General features: G+C 68.9%; 16 protein-coding genes. 8 read left to right on the top strand and 8 right to left on the bottom strand.

Features of this window, described 5'->3' with window-relative positions; all coding sequences use genetic code 11:
* Positions 1-57 precede the first annotated feature (57 nt).
* Positions 58-3627, top strand: a complete 3570-nt coding sequence (locus CCR79_RS01110; protein WP_201167737.1) for a S41 family peptidase — start codon at positions 58-60, stop codon at positions 3625-3627.
* Positions 3628-3648: 21 nt separating this feature from the next.
* Here CCR79_RS01110 and CCR79_RS01105 read toward each other — a convergent pair whose 3' ends face one another.
* Genes CCR79_RS01105 through CCR79_RS01085 form a run of 5 tightly spaced genes read right to left on the bottom strand, consistent with a single transcriptional unit; the run spans position 3649 to position 8860 of the window.
* On the bottom strand, positions 3649-3906 hold the full coding sequence (locus CCR79_RS01105; RefSeq protein WP_201167736.1) for a hypothetical protein: 258 nt from the start codon (positions 3904-3906) through the stop codon (positions 3649-3651).
* Positions 3906-5645 (bottom strand): Hsp70 family protein, encoded by a 1740-nt coding sequence (locus CCR79_RS01100; protein ID WP_201167735.1) that lies wholly within the window; start codon positions 5643-5645, stop codon positions 3906-3908. Before CCR79_RS01100 ends, CCR79_RS01105 begins: the two co-directional genes overlap by 1 nt.
* Positions 5645-6298, bottom strand: coding sequence for a nucleotide exchange factor GrpE (locus CCR79_RS01095; protein WP_201167734.1), 654 nt, complete (start codon positions 6296-6298; stop codon positions 5645-5647). The genes CCR79_RS01100 and CCR79_RS01095 overlap by 1 nt, the downstream gene beginning before the upstream one ends.
* A complete protein-coding gene (locus CCR79_RS01090; RefSeq protein ID WP_201167733.1) occupies positions 6298-6639 on the bottom strand; it encodes a molecular chaperone DnaJ in 342 nt (113 codons plus the stop codon). The genes CCR79_RS01095 and CCR79_RS01090 overlap by 1 nt, the downstream gene beginning before the upstream one ends.
* A gap of 31 nt (positions 6640-6670) precedes the next feature.
* A complete protein-coding gene (locus CCR79_RS01085; RefSeq protein ID WP_201167731.1) occupies positions 6671-8860 on the bottom strand; it encodes a hypothetical protein in 2190 nt (729 codons plus the stop codon).
* 294 nt (positions 8861-9154) lie between these two features.
* Between CCR79_RS01085 and CCR79_RS01080 the strand changes: the two genes are divergently transcribed.
* From CCR79_RS01080 to CCR79_RS01070, 3 genes are read left to right on the top strand one after another with little or no spacing between them, the layout of a single operon-like run.
* Entirely contained in the window at positions 9155-9910 is a 756-nt protein-coding gene (locus tag CCR79_RS01080) for a c-type cytochrome domain-containing protein (RefSeq protein WP_201167729.1), read from the top strand.
* Positions 9911-9921: 11 nt separating this feature from the next.
* Positions 9922-11124, top strand: coding sequence for an iron-containing alcohol dehydrogenase (locus tag CCR79_RS01075; protein ID WP_201167727.1), 1203 nt, complete (start codon positions 9922-9924; stop codon positions 11122-11124).
* A gap of 11 nt (positions 11125-11135) precedes the next feature.
* Complete coding sequence (locus CCR79_RS01070; RefSeq protein WP_201167725.1) at positions 11136-11462, top strand: hypothetical protein; 327 nt, start codon at positions 11136-11138, stop codon at positions 11460-11462.
* A gap of 31 nt (positions 11463-11493) precedes the next feature.
* Here CCR79_RS01070 and CCR79_RS01065 read toward each other — a convergent pair whose 3' ends face one another.
* Both CCR79_RS01065 and CCR79_RS01060 read right to left on the bottom strand, forming a co-directional pair.
* Entirely contained in the window at positions 11494-13425 is a 1932-nt protein-coding gene (locus CCR79_RS01065; protein ID WP_201167723.1) for an ATP-binding cassette domain-containing protein, read from the bottom strand.
* 8 nt (positions 13426-13433) lie between these two features.
* The gene (locus tag CCR79_RS01060; RefSeq protein ID WP_201167721.1) at positions 13434-14594 is read right to left on the bottom strand and encodes a PQQ-dependent sugar dehydrogenase; all 1161 of its coding nucleotides are present in this window, start codon (positions 14592-14594) and stop codon (positions 13434-13436) included.
* A gap of 65 nt (positions 14595-14659) precedes the next feature.
* Between CCR79_RS01060 and CCR79_RS01055 the strand changes: the two genes are divergently transcribed.
* The 4 genes from CCR79_RS01055 to CCR79_RS01040 all read left to right on the top strand — a co-directional run bounded on the left by CCR79_RS01055 (position 14660) and on the right by CCR79_RS01040 (position 18649).
* The gene (locus CCR79_RS01055; protein WP_201167713.1) at positions 14660-15577 is read left to right on the top strand and encodes an MBL fold metallo-hydrolase; all 918 of its coding nucleotides are present in this window, start codon (positions 14660-14662) and stop codon (positions 15575-15577) included.
* Between the two features lie 32 nt (positions 15578-15609).
* Positions 15610-17205: an AMP-binding protein gene (locus tag CCR79_RS01050; RefSeq protein WP_201167711.1), complete on the top strand. Its 1596-nt coding sequence runs from the start codon at positions 15610-15612 to the stop codon at positions 17203-17205.
* A 2-nt stretch (positions 17206-17207) separates the two neighbouring features.
* The gene (gene thiD, locus CCR79_RS01045; RefSeq protein WP_201167708.1) at positions 17208-18023 is read left to right on the top strand and encodes a bifunctional hydroxymethylpyrimidine kinase/phosphomethylpyrimidine kinase; all 816 of its coding nucleotides are present in this window, start codon (positions 17208-17210) and stop codon (positions 18021-18023) included.
* 95 nt (positions 18024-18118) lie between these two features.
* Positions 18119-18649: an Rrf2 family transcriptional regulator gene (locus CCR79_RS01040; RefSeq protein WP_201167705.1), complete on the top strand. Its 531-nt coding sequence runs from the start codon at positions 18119-18121 to the stop codon at positions 18647-18649.
* Between the two features lie 32 nt (positions 18650-18681).
* Here CCR79_RS01040 and ispG read toward each other — a convergent pair whose 3' ends face one another.
* Complete coding sequence (gene ispG / locus CCR79_RS01035) at positions 18682-19923, bottom strand: flavodoxin-dependent (E)-4-hydroxy-3-methylbut-2-enyl-diphosphate synthase (RefSeq protein ID WP_201167702.1); 1242 nt, start codon at positions 19921-19923, stop codon at positions 18682-18684.
* Between the last annotated feature and the right edge of the window lie 30 nt (positions 19924-19953).

The following is a 19953-nucleotide window of genomic DNA, read 5'->3' as shown; positions in this document are numbered from 1 at the left end:
CCCGCGGGTGGCTTGGGCGGTGTGGTGGGGCGACGCCGCGGATGGTAGCGTCAGGGCATGCGAAGCTTGATCCCACCCCTGGTTGTCGGGCTCGCAGCGATTCTCGGGCTGGCCCTGTCGTTGGCGGCCGGGGCCGGCGAGTCCGAGACCGACGTCGAGTTGCCGCGGTTCCCATCGATCAGCCCCGACGGCGAGCAACTGGTGTTCAGTTGGGGCGGCGACCTGTGGCGGGTCAGCGCCACCGGCGGGACCGCGACCCGGCTGACCGGCCATCGTCTCGACGATCTCCATTCCAGTTGGTCCGCCGACGGGCAGAAACTGGTCTTCGCCTCCTTGCGTGACGGTTATCTCAATCTCTGGCGCATGCGACCAGACGGAACCGGGCTGCAGCAGGTTACCCACGGCGATCGCTTCCTGCGCAGCCCCGGGTTTGGTGTGGACCGCGACGGCGAACCGCTGATTACCTTCTCGGGGCAGCTGGAGGCCGACGTTTACCGCGACCAGCGCCCCTATGGCGTGGTGCCAGATGGCGGTGAGCCGCAGCGGCTGCACGACGCCTTCGGATCCGAACCGAGCGTCTCCCCGGATGGCCGCCACGTCGCGTTTACCCGGGGAGGGGCCTATCACGGCTGGAGTCGGCGGCACTACCGCGGTCCGGACGCCCGGGATCTATGGCTGTACGATCGTGACGAGGATGCCTTCGCTGCCCTGACCCGGCGCAGCGAGGGGGATGACGGGCGCGCAAAGTGGCTGGACGATCAGACGCTGGTCTTCCTCTCGGATCGGGAAGACGACACGGTGAATCTCTTCCGCATCGGCCTGGAGGGTGAGTCCGGCGGTGTCGAACGCCTGACCGACTTCGATCAGCGTGACGTGCAGGCGTTCGACGTGGCCCCGGAGGCGGGCCGGGCGGTGCTCCAGGTCTGGGACCGGCTCTACCTTCTCGATCTCGAGGCGGCGGATCCCGCTCCGGAGCCGGTCGCCCTGCGCGCTGGAGATCCGGGACATGACCGCTACGAGCTGCGTTCGGTGGGGCGCCAGGTCAGTGAGGCGGCGCTGAGCCCCGACGGCCAGGTAATGGCGTACATTGCCTACGGCCGGGTCTACATACGGCACATGGACGAGCATAGCCCCACGCGGCCCGTCACCCCGGACACCCACGCCCGTCACCAAGACCTGCGTTGGTCGCCGGACGGGTTGCGGCTTTACTTCACCCGGGATAGCGGGGACTCCGAGTCGATCTACACCGCTGGGGTGGCCCTGACCCGCGGCGAGGTCCGTCGGGGCTGGGTGAGCCCGGCAGAGGCTGATGTATCCGCTGGCGTGGAGCGGTCCCCCGAGGCCGGGGAGCGGCCCCCGGTGCAGGAGGGCAACGGCAACGGTGCGGCGTCTGATCCGGACGACCCGTTCGCGCCCACCGATCCGGTGGACCCGCCGCCGGAACCGGGCGATCCGCGCCTCGACCCCGGACCCACGGACCCGGTTTCGCCGCCGGAGCCCGACCCGGAGCCGGCCCCGGAGTCCGAGCCGTTATCCGCCTTGGAGGCCGATCCGGTGCCTCCGGCTGCTGATCCGGAGCGCTGGCACGACGCGCTGCAGTTCACCGTGCGACCGCTGGTTGAGACCGAGGCGAACGAGCGCGATGCGCGGCCATCCCCGGACGGGACACGGATCGCGTTTCGCCGGGGCCGTGGAGATCTCGTTGTCCAGGGCATCGACGGGAACGAAGCGCACACGCTGGTCGAAGGTTGGGATGCCACCATTGACTGGCGCTGGTCGCCGGACGGCCGGTACATCGCCTACGCGCAGAACGATCTGGACTTCAGCGCCAACATCTTCATCGTCCCTGCCGACGGCTCGGCGGACCCAATCAATATCACGCGCCACCCCCGCAACGACCTCAACCCGCGCTGGTCCGCCGACGGGCGCGTGCTGACGTTCGTATCAAACCGCAGCGGCGATAGCTACGACCTCTACCGGGTCTACCTGGATCCGGATCTGGCGCGTTACAGCCGCCTGGAGCTCGATCGCTACTATCGCCGCGGGCGCGAGGCGCAGCAGAAGCGTGAGCCGCTGCCGGTCCTGGCCGCCGGCAGCGTGGATGTTACGCGGGACGACACGGGTGCCGAGGATCCGCCGGAGTTTGATCTGCAGGGGGCGTGGCGGCGGGTCGAGCGGGTGAGCCGCGCGGCGGGCAACGAATACGCGAACCGGATGACCCCCGCCGGCGACCGCTACGTCTTCAACAGTGCCGGCGAGGGGCTGATGGTCATGAATTGGGACGGCAGCGAGCGCCGGCGCCTGGGGCCCGTGGCCAATATCCAGCACCTGAGCCTGCGCGGCGACCGGGTGGTGTACGTCGCCGGGGGGCGCGCCGGCGTGGTGCAGCTCTCCGGCGGTGAGCACCAGCGCCCCGACATCAGTGACCGGATCCGCATCGACCGCCAGGCCCAGGCCGTCCAGAAATTTCGCGAGGCGGCGCGCGTCATCGAGGAGGGTTTCTACCAGCCGGACCTCAAGGGGCTGGACTGGGGGGCGCTGGTGGCCGACTACGAGGCGCTGATCCGCCGGGCGCGGACGGCCAGCGAATTCAGTGACATCGCCAACCGCCTGATGGGGGAACTGGCTGCCTCGCATACCGGCGTGAGCAATCCGGGGCCCGGATCGGCGCTGCGCGAGCCCTCCGGTCGGTTGGGCATCCGCCACGAGCGCGTGGCCCTGGCCGATGGCCGTGCGGGGTACCGGGTGCGTTCGGTGATTCCCGACGCGCCCGCCGCCCACGGACCCATGCCCCTGCAGCGCGGCGATACCATCGTGGCTATTGACGGGCGGGACCTGGATCCGGACGAGACCCTTCTCCAGCGCCTGCGCGGCCGGGTCGGTGACGAGCTGCTCATCGCTTTCCGCCGCCCGGAGGCCGACGGTGACGGCAGTCGGCTGCTGCACACGTTGGTGACCCCGGTCGACTATCCGGCGCTAGCGGAGCTGCGCTACGACGCCTTTCGGGAGGAGCGCCGCCGGCTCGTCGAGGATCGTTCCGAGGGCCGGCTCGGGTACATTCACATCCAGGCCATGAACCAGGCCTCCCTGGAGGCCTTTCAGGGGAGCCTGTACGCGGCGGCCGACGGAAAAGAGGGGCTCGTAATCGATGTGCGCAACAACGGTGGTGGGCACACCACGGACCGGATCCTGACCTCGATCATGGCGGCGGAGCACGCCTACACCGTGCCCGCAGGAGCCGATCCGGGGCGCACCGGACACTACCCGCAGGACCGCCTGGACGCCCCCCGCTACACGCTGCCGATCAACATGGTTGCCAATCAGAAGAGCTATTCCAACGCCGAGATCCTGGCGCACGCCTTCAACACCCTGGAGCGGGGGACCCTGGTCGGTGAGCAGACCTACGGCGGCGTGATCTCTACGGGGCGGCACACCCTGATCGATGGCGCTACGGTGCGGCGCCCCTTCCGCGGCTGGTACCTGCCGGACGGCACCGATATGGAGCACCACGGCGCCGAGCCGGAGATCCGGGTCCGTCAGCGCCCGGAGGATGAGGTGGCGGGGCGTGATCGCCAGCTCAAGGCGGCTGTGGACGACATGCTCGAGCGGCTCGGCGACCGCGAGTGAGTCCGGCGTACGCCCGTGGACTCAGTCGGAACCGGTAGCGCGGGAGCGTAGGAAACCGATCAGCTGCACGGCCAGGGGATCGGGCTGCAGAGTGCGGGCGCGCTGCAGCGCCTGCTCCGCCGCGCTCGGCTCGCCGGCGGCCAGCCGCCGGACCGCCTCCTGCAGCCACTGCTCGGCGGCCTGCTCGGTGCGGCGCAGCAGGGCCAGCTCCATGCCGCAGCGCCGGCAGTGCTCCGTGTGCTCCTCGGTCCGGGCGCGGCAGTTGGGGCAGCGGTTCATTAGGACTCCAGGTAGAACACCAGGTCGGAGAGGGCCTCGCGGGCCTGCTCGATGGCGGCCGCGTCCTCCTGCTCGAGCGCGTCGCGCAGCTGCTCGATGGCGTCGACAAGGTCCTCGCGATCCTCGGGGTTGGCCTGATCCAAGAGTCGTTCCGCCCGCTCGATCAACTCCGCGGTCCGGTTCCCGGGCGAATCCGCCACGGCCTGCCGGCCGGGTGACTCGGCGTCGCTGTCGATCAGGTCCTGGACCCGCTCGCGGGCCGCACCCATCTCCTCGCGCTCAAAGCGGGCCGTGGCGCTGTCGATGGTGATCTCCTTGCGCTTGCCGGTGAGTTTCTCGACCGAGGAGACGTGGAGGATGCCATTTACGTCCAGGGAGAAGGTGGTGATGATCACGTTACCGGCGGGCACATCGCTGAGTCCCTCGATGCGGAACGAGCCGATCTGGGTGTTGTTGAGCGCATCCGGGTCCTCGCCCTGGAAGACCCGGACGTCGATGGCCTCCTGCCCGTCGTACGAGGTGAAGAAGGCCTCGCTGCGGGTGACCGGGATGGGTGTGTTCTTGCGGATCACCGGGATGAAGCAGTAGGGATAGCGCTCGCCGTTGAGTTCGGCGATGGCGCTGGTGCCGAACGTGTACGGCGTGACGTCGACGAGCATGCTCGCCACCTGCTCCCCGGCGATCACCGCGCCTTGGATCGCCGCGCCCATCGCCACGCACAGATCCGGGTCGATCTCTCCGCGCGGCTGAACGCCGAGCAACTCCTCCAGGCGCTGCTGGATCCGCGGGGTGCGGGTGGTGCCGCCGACAAGCACGATCTCATCGAGGTCGTTCACCGCCAGTTCGGCGTCCTCGAGGGCGATGCGCACTGCCTCCAGGGTCTCGTCGAGCAGCGGTTCGATCATCTCTTCGTAATCGGCCCGGGTTAGGTCCACCGACAGGTTGATCGGGCCCTGCCGGCCCTCCAGCAGGTAGGCCTCCTCGATGCGGGCGATCGGCGTACCGGAGAGGTCCATCTTGGCGGCTTCGGCGGCGTGGCGGAGCCGAGCCATGGCGCGCGGATCGTCGGCCGGGTCGACCCCGTGGTCGTCCTTCACGTAGGCACGCAGCTGATCGACGATCAGGGCGTCGAAATCGTCGCCGCCGAGGTGGTTGTTGCCGTGGCTGGCGAGGACCTCCACCACGTCCTGCTCCATGCGCACGACGGAAACGTCGAAGGTGCCGCCGCCCAGGTCGTAGACAAGGATGTGGCGCCGTTCGGGCTGATCCCCTTCGTAGGCGAGCGCTGCGGCGGTAGGCTCGTTGATGATGCGCACCACGTCCAGTCCGGCCAGCGTGCCAGCGTCGCGGGTGGCCTGGCGCTGGGCGTCGGAGAAGTAAGCCGGCACCGTGATGACGGCCTTGCGGACCGGTTCGCCCAGTTGCACCTCGGCCGCCTGTTTGAGCCGGGCCAGGATCACCGCGGAGATCTCCTGGGGCGTGTAGCTGCGATCCCCCAGCGGGATCTTGATGTCTTCGCCCATGCGCCGCTTGATCGAGCGCACGGTCCGCTCCGGGTGCAGGGCCAGCTGGTTGCGGGCCGCCTGGCCGACAAGCAGGGCGCCGTGCTCGTCGAGCCCGACGGCGGAGGGCATCAGGTAGGCATCCTCGACCTCGATGAGCTGCACGCGGCCATTGCGGGCCACGGCAACCTCGGAATTCGTCGTGCCTAGGTCGATGCCGATGATGATGTCATTCACTACGTGCTGTCCCTCTTGTTGACGATAACCTCGGCGGTCCGCAGGACCCGGTCGCCGCGCAGGAAGCCTTGGCGGACCTCGCGCAGGACCACGCCGTGATCGGTTTCCGGCTCGGTGGCGGTGTCGACCGCGTGCATGGTTTGCGGGTCGAAGGGCTTTCGCACGGTCTCCTGGACCTGTACGCCGCGGCGCGCCAGGATCTCATCCAGGTGGCGCAGGTTCATCTCCATGCCCTGGGCCATGCGGCCCAGGTAGCGCCGCGCCCCACCGAGCCGGGCCAGCCAGCCGGGCCGGTGGCTCGTGACTTGGCGGTGCCCGGCGGCGAGACGGTCGCGCAGGTCGATCAGTTCCTGGAGGAGGGCGTGTTCGGCGTCGTCGTGGGCCAGATCGGCGCGGCGGCGCTCCCGCTCCAGGTGTTCCTGCAGCTGCCGGTTCTGCTGACGCAGTGTCTCACAGTCCTCGCTGAGCTGATCCAGTGCGGTTTTGTACTGGCGTGACTCCAGGCGAACGTCGTTCTTGAGCGCTGCCATCTCGGTGAGCAGGGTATGGAGGTCCGGCGCCGGGGCCGTCTGCTCCGGCTGCGGTGCTTCCGCACTGCGCTCGAGATAGTCGCGGAAGCGATCGACCAGGGCTTCGCGCTCACTGCTGTCCATCACCGCTTGCCCCTTGGCCCCAGTACCGCACGGAAGGTCTCCTCGTCGGGGCGTCCCGGCGCCTCGGTGGGCGCGGCCCGATCGAGGAGATCGATTGCCGTAGCCGGCCGGGTATCGAACAGCTCCTGGGCCAGGCGCAGCCGCTCGGTCCGGATGGCCTGGTACGCCTGGCGCAGGGCCTCGAAGCGTCGGGCGTCGCGCTCCGGCGGACAGGCTCGGACCGCGGCCAGATACGCCGCGTGGATGGCCGCGTCATCGGCGTCGCGCTCGACGCCCAGACAGAGGTATGGGTCCGCGTGTTCGAGATCGGGCCTTGGCATCGGGTTCAGGGTCTTATCCATAGACGGTGCTCGGGTCAAGGGCCTGCGTCGTTCAGGCACCGTGCTCCGGGTCGGGGATCAGCCGCTTGATCAGAACCCCGGCCCGGTGGGCCGTACGCTTGTCATCACTGCGGCGCGCCTGCCGGAAGGCCCGGCGGAGCTGGTCGAGCTCCCGGCTGGTGGGGCGGCCGGCTTCCTCGTTCGCGTATCGTGCCTCTAGGTTGTGCACGGTGAACAGCGGGTCCTCCAGGCGGTGGCGCAGTGCCTCGCGGGCGAAGTGGCCGCGCAGCTCCTCCTGGCCCGCCGCACGCAGCGCCTCGCAGACCGCAGCGTAATCGTCCAGGTCGAGGGTCCGGATGCGGACGGCTCGGCGCAGGGCCGGGGCGAAGGGCCCCAGGGCGCGGTCGAGGATGCCACCGGCCTCCGCGGCGACTTCGTGAATCCATTCGCAGAGATCCCGCAGCTGCTGCCGGTCGATCCGTTTCGGGGGGTTCAGGCCGCTTTGCACGAGCACTGTCGCGGCCGGCTGGCCGGCGAGTTCGGCCTCGGTGGCCAGCGCCAGGGCGTGGCCGAGGGTGCGGCCGTCGGTGAGGGTCCGAGCACGCCAACGGTGGGCTTTGGTGCCGCTGCCGTGGGTGGCGTCGACGACGGTACGCAGCCGTTCGAGCTGGGCCTGCGCCGCCGCCGAGTCCGCCCAGGTCTCCGCCTGGGCCAGGGCCGTGTGGGCAGCCTCCGGGTTCCCCTCGGCGCAGGCGGAGCGTGCGCGGGACAGCAGGGCGTCGTGGAGCACGGTCCGGGCCCGGCGATTGATCGGGTCGCGTTCGAGGATTCGCCGGGCGAAGTCCGCAGCCCCCTCGAAATCTTCACCGTGCAGCGCGAGTTCCAGTGCCTCCTGGAGCAGGGAGCGATCCTCGGGCCAGCGGGCCAGGGCCTGATCCACCGATCGGCGGGCTTGGGCGATGCGGCCGCAGTCGCGGTGGCGCTGGATGAGCAGCCGGTGGCCGGGGAGATGATCCGGATCCAGGGTGACGCTCTCGGCCAGGGCGTTTTCGGCTTCGGCCGCGAGGGGGGTGTGGAGCAGACCCAGCTCGCTGGCCAAGCGGCGCTGGATTGCGGCGATACGCAAGGCGTTCTGGTCTCCGGGGACCGGCTCGGCATCGGCGCGAAGCGCGGCGATTACTGCCTGCCAGGCTGCCAGGACAGCGGTGTAGTCATCGGCCTGGAAACACTCGGTGCACCAGGCCTGCAGGAGCGCCTGCTCGAACTCGTCGGCCTCTTCGGGCAGCACCAGTGCGCGGCCATGGACGGCCACCTCCTGGAAGGCGAGGCGGATTCGTTGCCGACGGGACCACTGCTCGCCGAGCTCACTTCGCCAGTCCGCCAGGACGGCGGGTAGATCGGCGTCTGGCTGCGGTGCTTCGGGCCTGAAGAGCTCGCGCCAAAGCTCGTAACGCTGCGTCGACCAGCCACGCAGCGCAGTGGCGAAGCGGCGTAGGGGTTCGTCGACCCGGGTCAGTGCCGGCAGCAGCTCGGGGTCGGGGAGTCGGGCTAGCCGTGCGGCCTCGGCCAACGGGGCGAAGGGTGAGGAGTCATCGACGCCCTCGAGCAGACGTTCGGCGGACAGCTGCTGCTCCGGCTCGATCATGAGCGCCTTGAGCACGGTCACGAAGTCGCGGTAGGGCGAGCGGTACGGGATCGTCCGCAGATGCTGGGCGGCGACCTCATCCTGACCCGTACAGTAAGCCGCCAGGGCTGCCAGTGCCGTATCGCCATCGGCGCGCACGGGGTCTTCGGGATCCAGCTCTGCCAGGCGCTCGGGGGCGGCGAGGTAGCAAGCCGCGAGGTGAGGGCGGGCCCGGCTCAGCGGCTCCGTTGCTCCGGCCTCGCACATGCGGATGTAGGCAGCCTGTGCGGCTTCGGCCTCGTCGAGTTCCAGCAGTAGACGGATCTGCTCCGGTTCCGGCAGGGCGCCGGGGCAACGCCACTCGCGGTTCTCCCAAATGGCCAATGCCTCGCGGGGCATGCCCTTGGCAGCGAGTTCCAGGGCGCGCCCGCGGTAGGCTGCGGCGAGGCCCTCGGCCCAGGTGCTCTCTGGCTCGGTCTGCGCCAGGGTGCGGTAGTGCTTGATGGCCTCTCGGTAGCGCCCAGCTGCGAGCGCCTGGCGCGCGTACGGCTCCACCGTCATGTGCGCGGTGTGCAGCGGCGGCTGCTGTTGTTGCCGCGAGGACAGTTGCTCGGACACGTCGACCCCTTGCTTGCCGCTCCGGTGGCGGGCACCCGACGTCGCGGGCCCGTGGGGAGCATGATACGCGTGCAGGCAGCTGCGCTCATCCTTGCACGGCGTGGACGGCGCAGGGGCGGTGCCGCCAGGATGGTTTTGGGTGACGAAAAAGAGCATTGATGATGGTCAAAAAGAGTGCTGACTGATAAGTTGTTGCGCGATGCCTTCCGGTCCCGGTCCGCTACTGAGCGGGCAGGGCGGCTCCGGGCCGATGCACCGCAGGCTGGGCAGCGCACGATCAATACAAGGTGAGGCATGAGCGTCGATTTCTTCTATAACTTCCTGGCGGGCCTCGGGTATACCCATCCGGTGCACCCGATCGCGGTCCACGTCACCATCGGGTTGGTGGTGGCAGCGCTGGTCTTCGCGCTTGTAGCGCGGTCACCGCGGTACGAGAAGTACGCGATCACGGCGCGTCACTGCGTGACGCTGGGCTTCATCATGGTCTTCCCGACCATCCTGCTCGGCTTCATGGACTGGCTCTACTACTACGGGGGCAACTGGACGACCACCTTCAAGATCAAGGTCTCGTTCGGCATCGTGCTCGCCGTGCTGCTGGGAATCGCGGCTATTCTTCCGGCCAGGCTGACCTACCGCTCGCCGGCGGTGCTGGCCAGCTACCTGGCGTCGTTCCTGGTGGTGGTCGTACTCGGCTACTACGGCGGTGAGCTGGTCCACGGTTCGGCCAGTCCGGCCGCGGACGAGGAGGTGGATGAAGACCCGGATGCCCGGGTTTCCTACGCGCAGATCGACCGGATCATGCGGGATGCCTGTGTCTCCTGTCATGCTCCCGGGAACGCCATCTGGGACCTGGATCTGACCTCGTACGAAGCGCTCATGGACGGGAGCAAGAACGGCCCGATCGTGGTGCCCGGCGAGCCCGGCGAGAGTGAGCTGGTCAAGCGCATCGACGGCACGGCCGATGTGCAGATGCCGCTTGGCGGCAGCCTCTCCGAGCGCGACAAGGACCGGATCATCCGCTGGGTCGAGCAGGGCGCCGAGAAGGACTAGAGGAAGAGGGTATGGGCGAGGCGCCGCCGATCCTCCAGCCGATCCAGTTGCCGCGCATGGCCCACTGCCCCGGGGCCGTGGAGTGGCTGCGACCCTGGGCCGAAGAGCTCTGCCCCGGGCCCGGCACCCTGGTGCTGGTCACCGGGCGGGCTACGCTCGCGCATCTGCCGGCGGCCCGGCAGGCGGTCGGCGAACTGGAGGCCCGGGGATGGAGCCTGGCGACGGTGACCGTCAGCGGTGAGCCGAGCGCCGAGTGGGTGGATGAGCAGCGTCAGCACCTGCCTGCTGGGGGTGTCGACCTGGTTGTGGCGCTCGGCGGGGGCAGTGTCCTAGATGTCGGCAAAACCCTGGCGGCGATGGCCTGCGAGCAGGGCCCGACGCGGGCCTATCTAGAGGGGGTCGGGGATCGCGCACCTTCCGGGCGCCGCGTCCCATGGATCGCCGTGCCGACCACCATGGGCACCGGCAGTGAGGTGACCCACAACGCCGTACTCGGTCAACCCGGGCTGGAGCGGGGCTCCAAGAAGTCGCTGCGCCACCCCGGGTACGTAGCCGACCGGGTGCTCCTCGACGCACGACTGACGGCCTCAGTGCCCCGGGCGGTGGTGGCCAGCGCGGGGATGGACGCCTTCTCGCAGTTGCTTGAGAGCTACCTGGCGCCCACGACCTCGCCGTTGCTGGATTGTTGGCTGATGTATGCGCTTGAGCAGGCAGGTGCGGCGCTTCCGGAACTGATCTGCCGCCATGGGGACGCGGATCTGGAGGCTCAGCGCCACGCCATGGCTCTGGCCGCCACTGTCTCGGGTGTGGCGTTGACCCATACGGGCCTGGGCATCGTGCACGGGCTCATCGGGCCGCTTGGAGCGGTGGCGCCGGTCCCGCACGGAGTGGCATGTGCCAACGTGCTGTCGCCGGCGATGCGTCAGACGCTCGCCGAGGCCCGCGCCGTAGGTGGCGCGACGCAGGAGCGGGTGGAGCAGCGGATGGCTGCGGTCTCGGTCCAGCTTGGCGGCGGTTCCCGGGCCGACGAGCTGATCGAAGCCCTCGACCACTGGCGTCACCAGGCCCGGTTGCACGCCGGCCTTTCCGGGCTGGCCGGCTACGGTATCGACCATCGCCACCTGGACGCCGTGGTCGAGAAGGGGTCGAACCGGCGCAACGCGGTTGCGTTGAGCCCCGAGCAGTGGCGGTCCATTCTGGAAGAGAGCCTGTAGGTACCTCAGAAATGCATGCTTACGAAGATCTCAATGGTGCAGATCGGCCCGCTTGTCCGGCGCATTGGATCCTGGCGCCAGCCGCGCTGGCTTTGGCGGCCCTCGGTACCGCCCTGAACCCTCCGCAGATCCACGAGCTCCGCATCGATGGTGGCACGGTGCTGCAGCCCGTGGCCCTGGAACACGTCATGGAGCGTCGGCCGCAGGGGCCACCACCCTGGGGTGACGTGGAGCAGGTCTCGCCGGAGGAGGTTGAGGAAATCACAGCGCCGGCCGGGGACACGCGTGGCGCCCCCGGAGCCGAGGGGGGCAGCGGGATGTACCAGCGGCCCGACTGACGCCCCAGGTGGTCCGTCGCTGGTCGGCCGATTACTGGGACTGGTTGCGCGCCTCGAGTTCCTGCCAGCGCTCGTAGGTGGCCTCCAGGCGCGACTCAAGCTCCCCCAGCTGCTCCTGCAGCGAGGCAAGATGCCCATCTTCGCTCTGGTAAAGTGCGGGATCGGCCAACCGCTCGTGCAGCTGTGCCTGCTCCTGTTCAAGGGCCTCGATACGCTCCGGCAGGCCGGCCAGCTCCTGCTCCTCGCGCCGGGTCAGTCGCTTCGGCGCACCTGAGCTGCGCCCTCCCGACGTTCGCCTGCCAGTGTCCGGGGCGTCGTTGTCCGGCGATGCCTTGGCGCCGCGCTCGGAGCGGCGTTGCGCGGCCGGTCCGGGGCGCTGTCGCTGCCAGTCGGTATAACCGCCGGCGTATTCGCGGAAGCGGCCATCGCCCTCATAGGCCAGGCTCTGCGTGACCACCGCGTCGAGGAAGGCGCGGTCGTGGCTGACCACCAGCACCGTCCCGGAGAAATCCAGCAGTCGGTCCTCGAGCAGTTCCAGGGTCTCGGCATCGAGATCGTTGGTTGGCTCGTCGAGCACCAAAAGGTTGGCCGGTTGGCTGAACAGCCGGGCCAGCAACAGGCGGTTGCGCTCCCCGCCTGAGAGTGCCCGCACCGGCTGACGGGCGCGCTGCGGCGGGAACAGGAAGTCCTGCAGGTAGCTGAGCACGTGGCGGGACTGGCCGTTGATCTCGATGTGCTCGCGCCCCCCGCCGACGTTGTCCTGAACACTGGCGTCCTCGTCGAGCACGGCGCGCTGTTGGTCGAAGTAGGCGATCTCCAGCCGGGTGCCGCGGCGGATGGTCCCGTGGGTTGGTTCCAGTGCCCCGAGCAGCAGCCGAATGAGGGTGGTCTTGCCGCAGCCGTTGGGTCCGATGAGGCCCACCTTGTCGCCGCGCAGGACGGTGGTGTTCAGATCCCGGATGATGGTGGCGTCGTTGTAGGCAAAGTCTACTGCTTCGGCGTCGGCGACAATCTTGCCCGAGCGCTCCGCTTCTTGAACGCTGAAGCGCGCCTTGCCCTGATGCTCACGGCGCTCGGCCCGTTCGGCGCGCATGCGCTGGAGTTCCCGGACTCGTCCCTGGTTGCGGGTGCGCCGGGCCTTGATGCCCTGTCGGATCCAGGCTTCCTCCTGGGCCAGGCGCTTGTCGAATTCGGCGCGCTGCTGCTCCTCGGCGTGGAGGCGCTCTTCGCGGCGGCGCAGGTAGTTCTGGTAGTCGCCCGGGTAGCTGATCAGTGCTCCGCGGTCGATCTCCACGATGCGCGTGGCCAGGCTCTGCAGGAAGGCACGGTCGTGGGTGATGAACAGCAGCGCCCCTGGCCAGTCGCGGAGGAACCCCTCAAGCCAGGTGATGGCCTCGATGTCCAGGTGGTTGGTCGGCTCGTCGAGCAGGAGCAGGTCCGGGGCCGTGACCAGTGCGCGGCCGAGCAGCACGCGACGCTGCACGCCGCCGGAGAGGTTCGCCATGGCTGCCTCGGGGTCGAGGTCCAGGCGGGAGATCACGGCCTCGACTCGCTGCTTCAGGTCCCATCCGCCCTGGGCGTCCAGCGCGTCCTGGCAGGCCTGCATCTCGTCGAGGCGATCAGTGTCGCCGGCGGCAACGGCCTCGGCGACCCGGTGGTAACGCTCGACGGTCTCTCCCAGCTTGCCGAGGCCTGCGGCCACGTGTTGATAGACGGTGCCGCTGGTGTCCTCGGGCAACTCTTGGGCCAGTTGCGCGACCCGGACGCCCGGGTCGCAGAGGACCTGGCCGTCATCGGGTTCGACGGCGCCGGTGAGAATGCGCATTAGGGTAGATTTCCCGGCGCCGTTGCGTCCGACCAGGCAGACGCGTTCGCCTGATTCGACGGTCAGGTTGATGTCTTCCAGCAAGGGGGGGTGGTGCCCCAGGGCGAGTTGGACGTTGCGTAGCTCGAGTAGCGGCACAGGCTCCCTCAGTCGGCAGGCTCCAGGCGGTAAATCCCGCCATCGGATTCGTCGGTCAGCAGGTAGATATGGCCCCCGGGCCCTTCCTCAACAGCGCGAACCCGGCCCACGGTATCGCGCAGGATCTCTTCCTCGTGGACGACCGTTTCGTCCTCGATGACCACGCGGCGTATCGCCGGACGCACCAAGGCGCCGGCCAGGAAATCTCCCTCCCAGCGCGGGAACGCCTGGCCGCTGTAGTGATCCAGCCCTGAAGGGGCGATCGCCGGTGTCCAGTCACGGATGGGGGATTCCATGCCCTCGGCGTGGCGCCCGATGCCGATCTGCTCCTGGGTGGCGTAGTCGCGGCCGTGGGAGATGATCGGCCAGCCGTAGTTGTACCCCGCCTGGACCCGGTTGAGTTCGTCGCCGCCTCGCGGGCCGTGCTCAGTCTGCCAGATCGCGCCGGTCTCGGGGTGGATGAACTGGCCCTGGGCGTTGCGATGGCCGTAGGAGTAGATTTCGTCGCGCACCTGGTCGTCGGCCACGAACGGATTGTCCCCGGGGACCGAGCCGTCGTCGTTGAGGCGCAGGGTGGTACCAACGTGGTCGCCGGTGTCCTGCGCCCGGTGGGTATCCGGGTCGTGCTCGTCGTCGCCGCGATCGCCGACGGTCATCAGCAGGGTGCCGTCCGGCTTGAAGTCGATCCGCGACCCGTAGTGGCGGCCCGGGGTGGCGGCGGCATCGGCCACGAAGATCTCCTCGAGGTCGGTCAGCCGCGGCGCGCCGTCATCGAGGCGCGCCCTGGCCAGGGCCACGGTGGTTTCGTTGGCATCCCCCCGCGCGTACGTGAAGTACACCCAGCGGTTGTCGGTGAAGTCCGGATGCAGGGTGATATCCAGCATCCCGCCCTGGTTGCGCGCGTGGATGCGGTCGGGCCCGCCGGACAAGCGCTCCACCCGGCCGTCTTCGACCCGATTGATGCGACCCGGCCGTTCGGTGACCAGCATGCCACCTTCGGGCAGGAAAGCCAGTCCCCAGGGGTGTTCCAAATCGGTGGCGACTTGCACGATGCGCACACCGTGATACTCCGTATCGTGATGAGCCTCGATGACCTCTTCGGCCAGGGCGGCCCCGCCGATCAGCGAGAACCCGGTCAGGGTGGCGATACGCGGCGTGACTCGGACCATGGCGCCTGCTCCATGCTAGCGTAGACCTTATACGGCCCTTACCATTCAAGCAGAGGAGGTCCGTCGTGGACAGCATACGCTCGCGAACCGGCGTTCCGGTGGAGGTGATCGATCTCCACTTCCAGGGCAAGGCCGGGCGCATTGCCAGTTTCCTGATCCGTCATCAAGGCGGGGCGATGCTGATCGAGAGCGGCCCCGGCAGCACGATCGGCGGCTTGGAGTTCGAGCTTCGGCGGCGGGGCCTGGCGCCGACGGATATCACCCACCTGCTGCTCACCCATATTCACCTCGACCACGCCGGTGCCGCCGGTTGGCTGGCCCGTCAGGGCGCCCATGTGTACGTGCACCCGCGGGGTGCCCCCCATCTGATCGACCCCGGCCGTCTGCTCGATAGCGCCTCGCGGATCTATGGAGACGACATGGATCGGCTCTGGGGGGAGTGCCTGCCGGTGCCCGAGGAGCAGATCACCACACTCGATGACGGTGACGAGGTCGCCGTGGGCGGAGTCGGCGTGGTCGCCCTGGACACGCCGGGGCATGCCGAGCACCACCTGGCCTTCCAGCTCGACGATGTCTGCTTCACCGGTGACGTGGGCGGCGTGCGCATGCCCCACTCAGGGGTGGTCATCCCGCCCGCGCCGCCACCGGAGTTCGACCCGCAGCGGTGGCGGCAGAGCTTGGCGCACATCGCTGCGCAACAACCGGAGTACCTGGCGCTGACCCATTTTGGCCTGTTCCTGGATCCGCCGGAGCATCTGGCGGCCCTGCGCCGTGGCCTGCGCGACCTGACGCGCTGGGCGGACGAAACGGTGGCCGAGGCGAACGATGTCGCCGATCTGCAGGCCCGTTACACCGCCTGGCTAGAGGCGTGGGCGCTGGAGCAGGGGCTGGATCCGGCGGACTGGGCCGGGCATCAGGCGATCAATCCGGCCTGGATGTCCGCACTGGGGCTGCGGCGCTACTGGAAGCAGAAGCAGGGCTGACGTCCTGCATCCCGATACGACGAGGAGGCTGCATGGCAGCGGGGTCTAGCTACGATGATCTGCCCATGGAGTGGGTGGGCAATTGGGCCGGGCGGCGCGCTGCGCTGACCCCGGAGCGGATGGCGCTCTACGAGCCGGACAGCGAGCGTTGCATCACCTATCGCCAGGCCGATCAGCGGGCCGAGCGTGCTGCGGCCCTGTTGACCGAGACCCTGGGGATCGGCCCCCGCGAACCGGTCTGCCTTCTGTCGCGCAATCGGCTCGAGGCGGTCGATCTCTATCTTGCCTGTGGCAAGACCGGTGTGATCCTGGCGCCGCTGTCTTACCGCCTGGCGCAACCTGAGCTCAACGACCTGGTCCGGCGGGTTGCGCCGCGCGCCCTGTTCTACGATGAGGCCTTCGCCGAGCTGGCCGCGGACCTGGATTTGCCCGCCGGCGCCCAGCGTGTCGAGCTGGCCGATGGGCGCGGCCGGTGGTTCGAGGCCGTGGATGCGGGCGAGGATCCGCGCACCGGTCAGAACCGTCCGCTGGCCCTCTCGGACCCGTGTCTCTACGTGCACACCGGTGGAACCACGGCCACGCCCAAGATCTGCGTGGTTTCCCATCGGCAGATGGTCTGGAACGCCGTGGACATTCTGGTCAGCAGTGGCGGATCGCTCGGGCCTCAGCAGGAGCTGCTGACCTTTCCGTTGTTCCATATCGGTGGCTGGAACACCCTAACTCCGGTGTTCTACGCCGGCGGCTACACCGTCATGCCGCGCAGCTTCGACGCCGGGCAGGCCCTGGAGCTGATCGAGGTGGAGGGGATCACCCATTTCGGTGCAGTTGAGGCCATGCTGCAGTTAATGGCCGAGCATCCGCGCTTCGCCGGGGTGGATATGAGCACGCTGGAGCAGATCACGACTGCCGGTGCGCCCTGTTCCTCCTGGACCATGCAGCCGTTCTGGCAGCGGGGGATCCGTGTCAGTCAGTCCTACGGGATGACCGAGGCGGGTCCGTCGAACTTCCTCTATGTCGGTGATGATCAGGGCATCGATGAACTGCGCGAGCACCACGACTCGGTGGGCACCTCGATGTTTCACACGGACTACCGCATCGTCGATCCCGAACGGCTAGAGCCGGTGCGCCGGGGTGAGGTCGGCGTGCTGCTGATGCGCAGCCCCCACAACTTTGACGGCTACCTCGACGAGCCCGAGCGCAGTGCCGGGGCGCTGCTCGCGGACGGCTGGGTCTACAGCGGTGACCTGGCTCACGAGGATGCTGAGGGCTATGTGCGCCTGGTCGGCCGCGCGGACAACATGTTTATCAGCGGCGGCGAGAACATCGCCCCGGAGGAGGTGGAGCAGGTCCTGCTGCGCCACGCCGGTGTTCGCAAGGCGGCGGTGGTGGGCGTGCCCGACCCGCGCTGGGGTGCGGTGCCGGCGGTTGCGGTGGTCGCACGCGAGGGTGCCGATGTCGATGCGGCGCAGATCCTACAGTTTGCCGAGCGGGAGCTGGCACGGTACAAGGTGCCGCGGTTGATTCGCTTTTACGAGGATCTGCCGCTGACCGGCGCCGGCAAGGTGGACCGCAACCGCGTCCGCGAGCAGCTTGCCGGGGAGGCAGGGGCGTCATCGGGAGAGGAGTAGGCATGACGGATCGATTCGGTAACGCGCGGGTGCTGGTGGTGGCGGGTTCCGACTCCGGGGGCGGGGCCGGCATTCAGGCGGACCTGAAGGCGGTGATGGCGCTCGGCGGCTACTGCAGCACGGCGATTACCGCGCTGACGGCGCAGAACACCCGGGGTGTCCAGGATGTGCACACGATCCCGCCCGGTTTTGTGGCCGCTCAGATGCGCTCGGTCCTCGCCGACATCGGTGCCGACTGCGTGAAAACGGGCATGCTCCACGACACTGCGGTCATCGATGCGGTGGCCGCCGAACTCGACGCCCTGGCGCCCGGCGTGCCGCTGGTGGTGGACCCGGTGATGGTCGCCCAGAGTGGCGATCGACTCCTGGCCGAAGCGGCCGCCGAGCGGCTCGGCGATGTGCTGCTGCCACGGGCAACCCTCCTCACCCCCAATCTGCCCGAGGCGGAGGTACTACTCGGCCGATCCGTGCCGGGCACCGAGGCCGGCCTGCGGGAGGCGGCCCGAGCCCTGCGCGGTTTCGGCCCCGGAGCGGTCCTGGTCAAGGGCGGGCATGCGGCCGGTGAAGAGGTTATCGATTGCCTGGCTACGCCGGACGGCGAGATGTGCTTTCGTAGCCGACGGATCGACACGACCTCCAACCATGGCACCGGGTGCACCCTGGCGAGCGCCATCGCTGCCGGGGTCGCCCGGGAGCTGCCTATGGCCGATGCCGTCGCCCGCGCCCGGGACTACCTCCAGGAAGCCCTGCGCACGGCCCGCGGCCTTGGATCCGGGGCGGGGCCGGTGAACCACGCCTTCAATGTGCCCCCTTATTGATTGAGGGGGTGGCGTGATGCGGCAAATTGGCACAGAACGAAAAATGGACTAGACTGGTCCACAATAGAATCGCTCAAAACCGTGAGGGCTGTGCCATGTACGCGAACGCCGATCCGAACACCCTGGTGCAGGTTACCGCCCGTGGTCGCTACGCCGTTGGCGCAGTGCTGCACATCGCGCTCCACGACGAGATCGGCCCGGTCCCGCTGGCCGAGATCTCGGTCTGTCAGAATATCTCCACCTCCTACGTGGATCAGATCTTCGCCGATCTGCGGCCACACGGGATCATCGAGGGCATCCCCGGGCCGGGGGGCGGGTACCGGCTGGCCCGTCCGGCGACTGAGGTGACGGTGGCGGAGATCATCGCGGCGGTGGAGCGGCGCGAGGCCGGAACCCACTACCGCAGCGCGCTTGAGGGTGCGGTCTGGAGCCGGCTGATGGCGGATATTGCCCACTTCATGGAGCGGCTCACCGTGGCCGATCTGGTGGAGCGTCCGGCGGCGCGGGAGTGGCTTGCGCGGCAGTATCGAACCGGTCCGTGGCGGTGCGAGGTGTGCGGCGTGCTCACCGAGCGGGGCCCGAAGCATGCCGGTCATCGGGCGGGACGTTCCCGACGGGCGCGGTAGGACCGCCTCCGCCGGGGGGTCCCCCGGGGCGGTCAGCCGAAACGCTGCTCGACGTAGGATTCGACGATCTGCTCGAACTCTTCGGCGATGCGCTCCCCCTTGAGGGTCACGGAGCGCTCGCCGTCGATGAAGACTGGGGCCGAGGGCTGCTCGCCGGCGCCCGGCAGGCTGATGCCGATATCGGCGTGGCGGCTCTCGCCGGGGCCATTGACCACGCAACCCATCACCGCGATGCGCAGCCCCTCGACACCGGGGTAGCGTTCGCGCCACTCCGGCATGCGGGCATCGATATGGCTGCGGATGTGCTCGGCGAGACGCTGGAAGAAGTCGCTGGATGTGCGGCCGCAGCCGGGGCAGGCCGTGACCCGCGGCGTGAAATCGCGCAGCCCCATGCTCTGCAACACCTGCTGCGCTACCTCGACCTCGCGGGTTCGGGCGCCTCCGGGATCCGGCGTGAGCGAGACGCGGATGGTGTCGCCGATCCCCTCTTGGAGCAGGATGGCCAGGGCCGCCGAGGAGGCGACTACGCCGGGCACCCCCATGCCGGCCTCGGTCAGGCCCAGGTGGAGGGGGTAATCGCAGCGCCGGGCGAGGTCGCGGTAGACCGCCACCAGATCCTGGACGCCGCTCATCTTGCAGGAGAGCACGATGCGATCACCGGGCAGGCCCAGCTCCTCGGCGCGTTGCGCGCTCTCCACCGCCGAGGTGACCACCGCATCGCGCATGACGGTCTCCGGCGGCAGCGGCTCCGTTCGCGCCGCATTGGCGTCCATCAGCCGGGTGAGGACGCTGTCGTCGAGGCTTCCCCAGTTGACGCCGATCCGCACAGGCAGGTCGTAGGTGCAGGCGATCTCGATCATCTCGGCGAACTGCGGGTCGCGTCGGCTCCCTTTGCCGACGTTGCCGGGGTTGATGCGCATCTTGGCAAGGGCCTCAGCGCACTCCGGGTGGCGGCGCAACAGCTTGTGCCCGTTGAAGTGGAAGTCGCCGACAAGCGGTACCTCGGCCCCCATACGGGCGAGGCGCTCGCGGATGCGCGGCACGGCCGCGGCGGCCTCCTCGTTGTTGATGGTGACCCGCACGAGCTCCGATCCGGCCCGGGCCAGATCGGCGGCCTGGACCGCGGTGCTCACCTCGTCAGCGGTGTCGGTGTCGGTCATCGACTGGACCACGATCGGTCCATCGCCACCGATGCTCAGGTCACCGATGCGGACGGTTCGACTGCGGCGCCGGGGCGCCGGCTCGGCTTCCAGGGGACGGGTTTCTGCATCCATGGCCGGTATTGTAGCCCAATCCGTCGTCGA

The sequence above is a fragment of the Halorhodospira halophila genome (assembly GCF_016653405.1).
Taxonomy (GTDB): Bacteria; Pseudomonadota; Gammaproteobacteria; order Nitrococcales; family Halorhodospiraceae; genus Halorhodospira; species Halorhodospira halophila_A.
This window is presented reverse-complemented; position numbering and strand designations above follow the sequence as displayed.

Coding starts and splice junctions, on each gene's coding strand:
- CCR79_RS01110 (WP_201167737.1), top strand. CDS start 58: ATGCGAAGCTTGATCCCACCCCTGGTTGTCGGGCTCGCAGCGATTCTC.
- CCR79_RS01105 (WP_201167736.1), bottom strand. CDS start 3,906: ATGAACCGCTGCCCCAACTGCCGCGCCCGGACCGAGGAGCACACGGAG.
- CCR79_RS01095 (WP_201167734.1), bottom strand. CDS start 6,298: ATGGACAGCAGTGAGCGCGAAGCCCTGGTCGATCGCTTCCGCGACTAT.
- CCR79_RS01090 (WP_201167733.1), bottom strand. CDS start 6,639: ATGGATAAGACCCTGAACCCGATGCCAAGGCCCGATCTCGAACACGCG.
- CCR79_RS01080 (WP_201167729.1), top strand. CDS start 9,155: ATGAGCGTCGATTTCTTCTATAACTTCCTGGCGGGCCTCGGGTATACC.
- CCR79_RS01075 (WP_201167727.1), top strand. CDS start 9,922: ATGGGCGAGGCGCCGCCGATCCTCCAGCCGATCCAGTTGCCGCGCATG.
- CCR79_RS01070 (WP_201167725.1), top strand. CDS start 11,136: ATGCATGCTTACGAAGATCTCAATGGTGCAGATCGGCCCGCTTGTCCG.
- CCR79_RS01060 (WP_201167721.1), bottom strand. CDS start 14,594: ATGGTCCGAGTCACGCCGCGTATCGCCACCCTGACCGGGTTCTCGCTG.
- CCR79_RS01050 (WP_201167711.1), top strand. CDS start 15,610: ATGGCAGCGGGGTCTAGCTACGATGATCTGCCCATGGAGTGGGTGGGC.
- thiD (WP_201167708.1), top strand. CDS start 17,208: ATGACGGATCGATTCGGTAACGCGCGGGTGCTGGTGGTGGCGGGTTCC.
- CCR79_RS01040 (WP_201167705.1), top strand. CDS start 18,119: ATGTACGCGAACGCCGATCCGAACACCCTGGTGCAGGTTACCGCCCGT.
- ispG (WP_201167702.1), bottom strand. CDS start 19,923: ATGGATGCAGAAACCCGTCCCCTGGAAGCCGAGCCGGCGCCCCGGCGC.